Raw genomic sequence first — 8,328 nt, forward strand, 5'->3', positions numbered from 1 at the left:
CGAACCGCGGCTCGTGCCGCGGTTCGCGCGCCAGAAGGGGGCTGTCCGTGCTCCCGCCCGGTCCCTTCGAGGTTCCTTCCGCGCGCCGATGAGGCTCACGCCCGCAGTGTCGAGGCGACGGCGTTCCTGTCGTACGACGACGTGTCGGACGTGCTCGGCGTGCGGATATCACGGGGGGGCGAGCCGGGGCGGATCAACGCGAGGGCCGGCATGCCGCTCGCCGGCGACGTGACCTTGAGCGCGGCCGCCTCCGCGGCGGCGGGCAACCGCATCGCCTTCACGGATGTCCGCCCCGTCCGGGGCGAGCTGCTCGCTTCGCCGACGGCGCTGCTGAACAAGGCCCTGGAAGAGCCTGTTCCGCTGGAGAACGTCCCCGCGGGGCTGCGCCTGCGGTCCGTCACCCCCACCCGGGACGGGGTCGAGGCCGACTTCACCGGCCGGTCGGTCACCTTCCGGCCGGGCTCCGCGGTCACCGCGTAGCGGGGTGGGTCAGGCAGGGTCGGGCAGGGGGCGGCGGGCGACCTCGTGGGCGTCGTCCGGTGGCACGCCCAGCATGCGCAGGACCATCTCGGCCAGGTCGACCGCGGCTTCGTCGCCGTCCAGTTCGGGGCGGGCGAACCTCAGCTCCACCAGGGACAGCAGGGTTCCACCCAGTGCGGACAGGGCAACCGTCGGGTCCACGGGAGTGAAGCGGCCGGAGGCCATACCCACCTCCACGTCACGCAGTGCCCGCCGGGCCAGGCCGTTGTCCGAGTGGATGTGGCCCAGGCCCCGGCGGCGCAGAACCTGCATCAGCTCCGGGTGGGAGTCGGCCATGCGGGCGCTGAGCCGGAAGCCCGTCGCGACGAGTTCCGCCGGGTCGTCGATCCCGGCCAGGCGCTCGTCGAAGCTCTGGCCGTACTCCTCCAGGGCGTCGACCACCGCCGCCTCGAACAGCTCGGTCTTGGACTGGAAGTGGTTGTAGAAGGAACCGAAGCCGACGTCGGCGCGCTCGGCGATCGCCTGGATGCTGGCGCCGGTGTCACCGGATTCGGCGAGGATCTGCCGGGCGGCGCGAACGAGCGCGCGACGGGTCTCGGCGCGGCGCCGCTCGAACCGGTTGCTGGGCGGGGCTGACGTAGGCATGCGCTGATTCTAGCCGCCGGGGCGATGGCGATAGCAGCTCTGATGAATCCATCATTTCTTCCCGGAACATCTTGACGATGGAACTGTCACAGTTGATGATTTCCTCATTACGGCAAGTTGCTCGGAGGGCACCATGTCTGAAACCCGCGTCCACGGGACCGATGTCAAGACGGCCCACCAGGACCTCCACAGCGAACAGGGCGCTCTGCGCGGCGAGCATCCCGGGCGGTCGCGGGATCCCGTGATCAAGGTGGCGGACCTGGCCTGGCTGGAGTTCGAGAAGCCTGATGTGGACCGGGCCGAGGTCTTCGCCCGGGACTTCGGGTTCCAGGTCGCCGCGCGCACCGCGAGCGAACTGTGGCTGCGCGGCACCTTCGCCGGCTCGCCGTGCATGGTGATCCGCCGTGGCCGCACATCCCGGTTCATCGGCCCGGCGTTCCGCGCGGCCGAGCGGGCCGATCTGGACCGGCTGGCGCGGGCCACCGGCTCCGACGTGCGGGACACGGACGTGCCCGGCGGCGGCAAGGCGGTCGATCTGCTCGACCCGTCGGGCTTCCCGGTGCGGGTGGTGCACTGCGGCGAGCAGTTGTCGGCGCTGCCCGAGCAGCGGCCGCTGCTGCTCAACTTCGGCACCGATCACCGCCGTACGAACGCCACGCAACGCCCGCCGCGGGAGCCGTCCCGGATCCAGCGGCTGGGCCATGTCGTTCTGGAGACCCGCGTATTCGGCCGGGCCCTGGACTGGTACCTGGACACGCTGGGGATGATCGTGTCCGACTTCCTGTTCCTGGACGGGCAGCGCGAGCGCGGTCCGACGATGGCGTTCATCCGCTGCGACCTCGGCAGCGTGCCGGCCGACCATCACACGCTGGCGATGCACCTGGGGCCGGGGGCGGGCTATGTCCACTCCGCCTACCAGGTCACCGACCTGGACTCGATCGCCGCCGGCGGCGAGTACCTCAAGGAGCGCGGCTACCAGCGCAGTTGGGGCATCGGCCGGCACATCCAGGGCAGCCAGCTCTTCGACTACTGGCGTGACACCGACCGCTTCATGCTGGAGCACTTCGCCGACGGGGACCTGTTCTCCTGCGACGTCGAGCCGGGGTGGGCGCCGATGTCGACGAGCGGCCTGGCCCAGTGGGGTCCGCCCGCCACCCGCGACTTCCTCGGCGCGAGCCCCTCCCCGCAGCGGGTCCGCGACGTCATCGAGGCCCTGCGCGGTGACAACGAGATGGACCCGGTGCGCCTGCTGGGCCTGCTCAAGGCCGCCAAATCTTGAACCCCAACCCCCTCAAGAAGGTACTGACATGAGCACCAACGTCCTGCGCACCGCCGACGGCTGGTGGGTGGTCAGCGGCGACCGGGCCGTCCCCGTCGACACCAAGGCCGCCACCACCGCCGAGCTGATCGCCGACCGTGACGCCGTACGAGAGGCGGCCCTGTCGGCCGACACGGGCACGCCAGTCGCCGGCCTGGTCGCCCTCTCACCGGTCACCACCCCCTGCCGGGTGGTCGCCCAGATGGTCAACTACCGCAGCCACGCCCGCGACTCGGGCTTCACCGGCGACATCCCGCCCGCCTTCTTCCGCAAGGCGTCCGGCTCGGTCAGCGGACCCGGCGACGCCGTCGTCCGGCCCTCCCACGTGGAGTTCCTCGACTACGAGATCGAGCTCGGCCTGGTCATGGGGGCGCCGTTGCCCGTCGGCACCGTCGTCGAGGAGCGGGACCTGCCGTCGTACGTCGCCGGGCTGGTGATCACCAACGACGTCAGTGCGCGTGACGTCCAGCTGACGAAGACGCAGTTCTACGAGAGCAAGTCGTACCCGACCTTCACTCCGACCGGCCCGTACCTCGCCCTGCTGGAGCCGGAGGACTTCGTCCGTCTCCTCGATCTGCGGCTGAAGTTGTCCGTCAACGGCGAGTTGCGCCAGGACCGCACCCTCGCCGACATGATCGTCCGTCCGGCGCAGGCCCTGACCCTGCTGGCCCGGTTCCAGACCCTCGACCCCGGCGACCTGCTGCTGACCGGCACGCCCGGCGGCACGGCCCTCAAGGCCCCGCCCAAGCCGGTCGAGAAGATCGGCGCGTTGCTGCCGCCCGCCGTGAAGTGGAAAGCGTTCTTCAAGTCCCAGGCGAAGAACCCGCACTACCTGCACGCGGGTGACGTGATCACCGCGACGATCGCGACCCCGGACGGCCGGATCGACCTCGGCGAGCAGCGAACACCCGTCACGGACGCGAAGTAGGGACCTGAGGTGAGCCGTACCGAACAGCACGTAACGGTGGTCGTCGTCGGCGCCGGACCGGTGGGCGTGACCGCCGCCCTCCTCCTCGCCCGGCGCGGAGTCCGCACCGTGATCCTGGAACGCCACCGGGACCTCTACCCCCTCCCGCGCGCCGTCGCCACTGACGACGAGGTCCGCAGGATCCTCCAGGCCGCGGGCGTGGGGGAGGAGTTCACCGCGATCGCCCGTCCGGCGGGCGGGCTGCGGCTGCTGGACGCCCGGCACCGGGTGATGGCCGAGTTCCGCCGCACCGCGTACGGCCATCACGGCTACCCGCAGACCAGCATGTTCGACCAGCCCGAGCTGGAGCGGCTGCTGCGCGACGCCCTCTCCCGGCGCCCGGAGTGCGAACTGCGCGGTGGGGCGGAGGTCGTCGGCGTCGAGCAGGACGGTGACGGCCCGGTCCGGGTGACCTACCGCGACGACGAGGGTGAACACCTGCTGCGGGCCGACGCGGTCCTCGGCTGTGACGGTGCCAACAGCCTCACCCGCGACGCCATCGGATCCGTATGGGAGGACCTGCGCTTTGAGGAATGCTGGACCGTCGTCGACGTCCGCACGAAGGCCGACGTCCGCTGCTGGGAGGGCGTCGACCAGGTCTGCGACCCGCACCGCCCGGCGACCTTCATGCGCGTCGGCGAGGACCGCTACCGCTGGGAGTTCCGGCTCGGGGACGCCGAGGAACCGGTCCGCGAGCTGATCGCGCCCTGGCTGCCGCCTTCCTACGACGGGGACTTCGAGGTCGTCCGCGAGGCGCGGTACACCTTCCGGGCGCGCGTCGCCGACCGATGGCGCAGCGGACGGGTCTTCCTCCTCGGTGACGCCGCCCACCTCACCCCGCCGTTCATCGGGCAGGGCCTGTGCTCGGGGCTGCGCGACGCCCACAACCTCACCTGGAAGCTCGCCCGTGTCCTGGTTCAGGGCGGCGACGAGCGGCTGCTGGACACGTACGAGAGCGAACGCAAGCCGCACGCCCGGCATGTGATCCGGCTCGCGGTCGCCATGGGCTGGGCCATGACCGGCGGCCAGGACGGCGCCGCCGCGGTGCGCCGCAGACTCCTGGCCGCGGCCTGCCGCATACCCGGCCTGACCGCGGCGGCCGGCCGCGACCTCAGCCCGCCCCTGACCGCCGGGCCTCTCGTCCGACGCCGCATCCGCAGGGGCCTCGTGGGCACCCACTGCCCGCAGCCGTGGATCATCGACGACGGACGGCGTACCCGCCTCGACGAGCTGCTCGGCGACTCCTTCACCATCCTGACCACCGCGGAGCCCTGCCCTTCGCTGAACGCGCTCGCCCACGCGATCGGCGTCCGGGCGATCCCCGTGACCGGCCGCGGCGACGACGGCACGCTCGCGGCCTGGCTGCGCGCCGGCCGGGCCGACGCCGTCCTGCTGCGCCCCGACCGCGTCGTCATGGACGTCGTCCCGGCCGGGGGCCGCGACTTCACCGACACCGCCGCCTGGGCGGCCCTTCTGCACACCACGCGCAGCCCCCACCCACCCCGACGGACCGTCGAGGACAGCCTGCTGAGGAGCGCCACAGGATGACCGTGCCCGAGCCTTTCACGACGCCCGATCCGCAGGCCGTCGCGGACAGCCACATCATGGACTTCGCCCGCCACGTCGGGATGGCCGGCTCCGACTACGCCGCCCTGCACCGCTGGTCGGTCACCGACCTGGCGGGCTTCTGGGGCGCGGTGTGGGAGTACTTCGACATCGACGCGGACACCCCGTACGAGCAGGTGCTGGCGGAGGAGGGGATGCCCGGCGCCCGCTGGTTCCCCGGCGCCACCCTCAACTACGCCCACCACGCCCTGCGCAACCTCGCCGACGACGCCGTGGCGATCATCGCGCTCGACGAGACCGGCTCCGGCTACGAGGTGACCGCGAGACGCCTGCGCGCCCAGGTCGCCTCAGTCGCCGCCACCCTGCGCGACCTGGGCGTCGGCAAGGGGGACCGGGTCGTGGGCTACCTGCCCAACACCCCGCATGCCATCGTCGCGTTCCTCGCCGCCGCGAGCCTGGGCGCCGTGTGGTCGGTCTGCGGGCAGGAATACGCCCCCAAGGCCGCCGCCGACCGCTTCGCCCAGCTCCGACCCACCGTCCTGATCGGCGCCGACGGCTACCTCTTCAACGCCACCACCCACGACCGCCGCGAGGCCACCCTCGAACTCGCCGGTGCGCTGCCGACGTTGAAGGCCACCGTGCTGGTCGACCACGTGGGCCTGCCGTGGCCGTCGAAGGCGTACCCCTCGCTGGTGGTGCCGTGGGAGGACGCGGCCACCCGCGCCGAGGAACTCACCTGCACCCCCCTGCCGTTCGACCACCCCCTGTGGGTCGTGTACTCCTCCGGCACCACCGGCCTGCCCAAGGGCATCGTCCACGGCCACGGCGGCGTCCTGCTGGAGCACCTGAAGACCCTCGGCCTGCACTCCGACCTGGGCCCCGGCGACCGCCTCAGCGGCGGCACGGACGTGGTGTCCGGCTTCGCCGGCAGCGCACCCAACACACCGGTCTGGGCAGGGGAGTTGTCGGCGCCCCAACTGGGCGTGGCGCTGGCCGCATACGACGCCGAGGGCTTCCCGATCGTGGACCAGGGGGGCGAACTGGTCGTCACCCGCCCGATGCCGTCGATGCCGCTGTACTTCTGGAACGACCCCGACGGCACCCGCTACCGCGACGCCTACTTCTCCTCCTACCCCGGGGTGTGGCGGCACGGCGACTGGATCACAGTCACGGGACGCGGCTCCGTGATCGTCCACGGCCGCTCCGACAGCACTTTGAACCGCAACGGCGTACGCCTGGGCAGCGCCGACATCCACGACGTCGTCGAACGCCTCCCCGAGATCACCGAGGCCCTCGTCATCGGCGCCGAGGAACCCGACGGCGGCTACTGGATGCCGCTGTTCGTGGTCCTCGCCGCCGGCGTGACCCTGGACGACCCGCTCCGCGAGAAGATCAAGGAGGCGATCCGGGCCGGCGCCTCACCCCGCCACGTCCCCGACGAGATCCTCGAAGTCCCCGGCATCCCGCACACCCGCACCGGCAAGAAACTCGAAGTCCCCGTCAAACGCCTCCTCCAGGGCGCCCCGGCCGAGCAGGTGGTCAACCCCGCGACGGTGGACGCCCCCGACCTGATCGACCACTACGCCCGGCTGGGAGCCGAACGCCGGGGGCGGTCGGCGTGACGACCGCACAGATCACCCTCGCCGTTGTCCTGGTCCTGGTCTTCCTGCCACTGGAGGGGCGAAGATCGCCGCGGTGCCGTTCATGCGTCAGGCGGCAGCGCACCTGGGCATGTCGCCGGGCCTCTACCGCTTCGTCGGCACCCTGGAAGTGGCCGGAGCCGTCGGACTGGTGCTCGGACTGGCTTCCGCCCCGCTCGGGGTGGCCGCCGCGATCGGGCTGGCGCTGCTGATGACCGTCGCCGCAGTGGTCCACCTGCGTCACGGCGACCCGCCCGCGCGGGCCCTGCCCGCCGCCGTACTGGCCCTGACGGCGGTGGCGTACGCCGGCGTGGCGGCCGGTACCGGCTGACGGCCCGCAGCGTGCGCCGTTCGCGCGAGCGCCCGGTGACGCCTGAGGGCTCACGGGTCTACGGCTCGGCGTACTGTCGACGGACTAGAAGAAGCCCAGCTTCTTCGGCGAGTACGACACCAGCAGATTCTTCGTCTGCTTGTGGTACAGCGCAATCAGCTCGCTGACCTGCGAATATGGCAGCCGTGGGTACCTTGCCGGGACCGCTGGCCCGGGAATGGTCCGGATCTTGACTGATGCAGACCTTGGGGCTGCGGCTCTGTTGGATTGGCCTTAGAAGCCGTATTTCAACCGAACGCGATCCTTTGATTCCTGCTGGTCAGGCATGGTTTCGCTCGGGTTGAGGGAGGCATCGCGACGTCATGTGTCCGCTTCATGGTCGAGGGGTGCGCGGTGGTGTCGGTGCTGGGAATGCTGGAGGAGCGAGAGGCGGCTGCCCGCGTGCGGGTGGAGGGCTTGCGGGAGGAAGTCGCGCGGTTGGCTGAGGTGTTGGAGGCCGCGGAGATCGAGCTGGACCGGCGGGTGATCGCGCGGGAAGAACTGGTCGAGGCCCTGGCAGTCTCTGCGGCCGAGTCCACTGCCCTGACCACGACCGAGGCGGAGGAGAAAGCGGCGCCGTCGCTCGCGCCGGTGCCGGGCTCAACAGTGCCGCCCTGGCGGGAAGGGCTGCCGGTGACGGTTCTGGCGCCGGACTATCAGCGGATCGTGGGTGTGCTGGAACAGCAGCGATCCATGGGTCACGGGCCGCTTCGAGCCAAGGAGATCGCGGTGGAACTGGGCCTTGGGGCGACGCCGGCGAAGGTCGAGGGGCTGCGGTCCAAAGCCCGGCGCCTGGTGGAGCGCGGGTGGCTCCTGCTGGAGGCGTCGGGGGCATTCAGTGCCGGCCGGCGGCCCGTGGCCGTGCCAGGCGCCGGCTCATCCGCGTGACCATCGACCACCGGATCATCGCCTCGCTGGTGGCGGGCAGGGTCTCGTAGTCCCGGGCCAGACGGCGGGAGTTCATCAGCCACGCGAACGTGCGCTCGGCCACCCAGCGCCTGGGCAGCACCACGAACCCCTGCATGTCGTCGGTGCGTTTGACGATCTCCAAGGTCAGGGCGAGTTTGTCCCGGCACCAGCCGACGAGGGAGCCGGTGTAGCCGCCGTCGGCCCAGACGAGGGTGATGTCGCGGTGCAGGCGGCGCAGCCGGATCAGCAGGCCCGCCGCGGCGTCCCGGTCGCCGATGTTCGCGGCGGTGACCGCGACGGCCAGGAGCAGGCCGAGGGTGTCGGTCACGATGTGCCGTTTGCGGCCCGGCACCTTCTTCCCGCCGTCGTAGCCGCGTGAGGCGGCCGGCACCGTCGCGGCGGCCCGCACCGACTGCGCGTCGATGATCCCCGC

The 8,328-nt window shown here is 71.6% G+C and carries 9 protein-coding genes; 7 read left to right on the forward strand and 2 right to left on the reverse strand.

Annotated elements, in window-relative coordinates; all coding sequences use genetic code 11:
- Nucleotides 1–480, forward strand: a 480-nt coding sequence (locus ABT063_RS51475; RefSeq protein ID WP_351069202.1) for an LmeA family phospholipid-binding protein, incomplete at its 5' end; no start/stop codon positions are given.
- Between the two features lie 9 nt (nucleotides 481–489).
- On the opposite strand, the gene ABT063_RS51480 is transcribed toward ABT063_RS51475, so the two are convergent.
- A complete protein-coding gene (locus tag ABT063_RS51480) occupies nucleotides 490–1,125 on the reverse strand; it encodes a TetR/AcrR family transcriptional regulator (protein WP_351069204.1) in 636 nt (211 codons plus the stop codon).
- Between the two features lie 133 nt (nucleotides 1,126–1,258).
- Between ABT063_RS51480 and ABT063_RS51485 the strand changes: the two genes are divergently transcribed.
- The 6 genes from ABT063_RS51485 (at nucleotide 1,259) to ABT063_RS51510 (ending at nucleotide 7,874) form a co-directional block, all read left to right on the forward strand.
- Nucleotides 1,259–2,404 carry a VOC family protein gene (locus ABT063_RS51485; protein WP_351069205.1) on the forward strand — a complete coding sequence of 382 codons (1,146 nt, stop codon included), beginning with the start codon at nucleotides 1,259–1,261 and terminating at the stop codon, nucleotides 2,402–2,404.
- A gap of 28 nt (nucleotides 2,405–2,432) precedes the next feature.
- A complete protein-coding gene (locus ABT063_RS51490; protein WP_351069207.1) occupies nucleotides 2,433–3,371 on the forward strand; it encodes a fumarylacetoacetate hydrolase family protein in 939 nt (312 codons plus the stop codon).
- A gap of 9 nt (nucleotides 3,372–3,380) precedes the next feature.
- Nucleotides 3,381–4,958 carry a bifunctional 3-(3-hydroxy-phenyl)propionate/3-hydroxycinnamic acid hydroxylase MhpA gene (mhpA, locus tag ABT063_RS51495; RefSeq protein WP_351069209.1) on the forward strand — a complete coding sequence of 526 codons (1,578 nt, stop codon included), beginning with the start codon at nucleotides 3,381–3,383 and terminating at the stop codon, nucleotides 4,956–4,958.
- Nucleotides 4,955–6,598 (forward strand): AMP-binding protein, encoded by a 1,644-nt coding sequence (locus tag ABT063_RS51500; RefSeq protein ID WP_351069211.1) that lies wholly within the window; start codon nucleotides 4,955–4,957, stop codon nucleotides 6,596–6,598. Before mhpA ends, ABT063_RS51500 begins: the two co-directional genes overlap by 4 nt.
- 82 nt (nucleotides 6,599–6,680) lie before the next feature.
- On the forward strand, nucleotides 6,681–6,947 hold the full coding sequence (locus ABT063_RS51505) for a DoxX family protein (RefSeq protein ID WP_351069212.1): 267 nt from the start codon (nucleotides 6,681–6,683) through the stop codon (nucleotides 6,945–6,947).
- A 375-nt stretch (nucleotides 6,948–7,322) separates the two neighbouring features.
- Nucleotides 7,323–7,874 carry a hypothetical protein gene (locus ABT063_RS51510; protein ID WP_351069215.1) on the forward strand — a complete coding sequence of 184 codons (552 nt, stop codon included), beginning with the start codon at nucleotides 7,323–7,325 and terminating at the stop codon, nucleotides 7,872–7,874.
- Here ABT063_RS51510 and ABT063_RS51515 read toward each other — a convergent pair.
- Nucleotides 7,822–8,328, reverse strand: a 507-nt coding sequence (locus ABT063_RS51515) for a transposase (protein WP_351069217.1), incomplete at its 5' end; no start/stop codon positions are given. The two genes, ABT063_RS51510 and ABT063_RS51515, sit on opposite strands and share 53 nt — an antisense overlap.

The organism is Streptomyces sp. NPDC002838 (assembly GCF_040295365.1).
GTDB lineage: Bacteria > Actinomycetota > Actinomycetes > Streptomycetales > Streptomycetaceae > Streptomyces.

Excerpts from the sequence above, each read along its gene's own strand:
- ABT063_RS51505 (WP_351069212.1), top strand. The coding sequence starts at position 6,681 with ATGCGTCAGGCGGCAGCGCACCTGGGCATGTCGCCGGGCCTCTACCGC.
- ABT063_RS51485 (WP_351069205.1), top strand. The coding sequence starts at position 1,259 with ATGTCTGAAACCCGCGTCCACGGGACCGATGTCAAGACGGCCCACCAG.
- ABT063_RS51480 (WP_351069204.1), bottom strand. The coding sequence starts at position 1,125 with ATGCCTACGTCAGCCCCGCCCAGCAACCGGTTCGAGCGGCGCCGCGCC.
- ABT063_RS51500 (WP_351069211.1), top strand. The coding sequence starts at position 4,955 with ATGACCGTGCCCGAGCCTTTCACGACGCCCGATCCGCAGGCCGTCGCG.
- ABT063_RS51510 (WP_351069215.1), top strand. The coding sequence starts at position 7,323 with ATGGTCGAGGGGTGCGCGGTGGTGTCGGTGCTGGGAATGCTGGAGGAG.
- ABT063_RS51490 (WP_351069207.1), top strand. The coding sequence starts at position 2,433 with ATGAGCACCAACGTCCTGCGCACCGCCGACGGCTGGTGGGTGGTCAGC.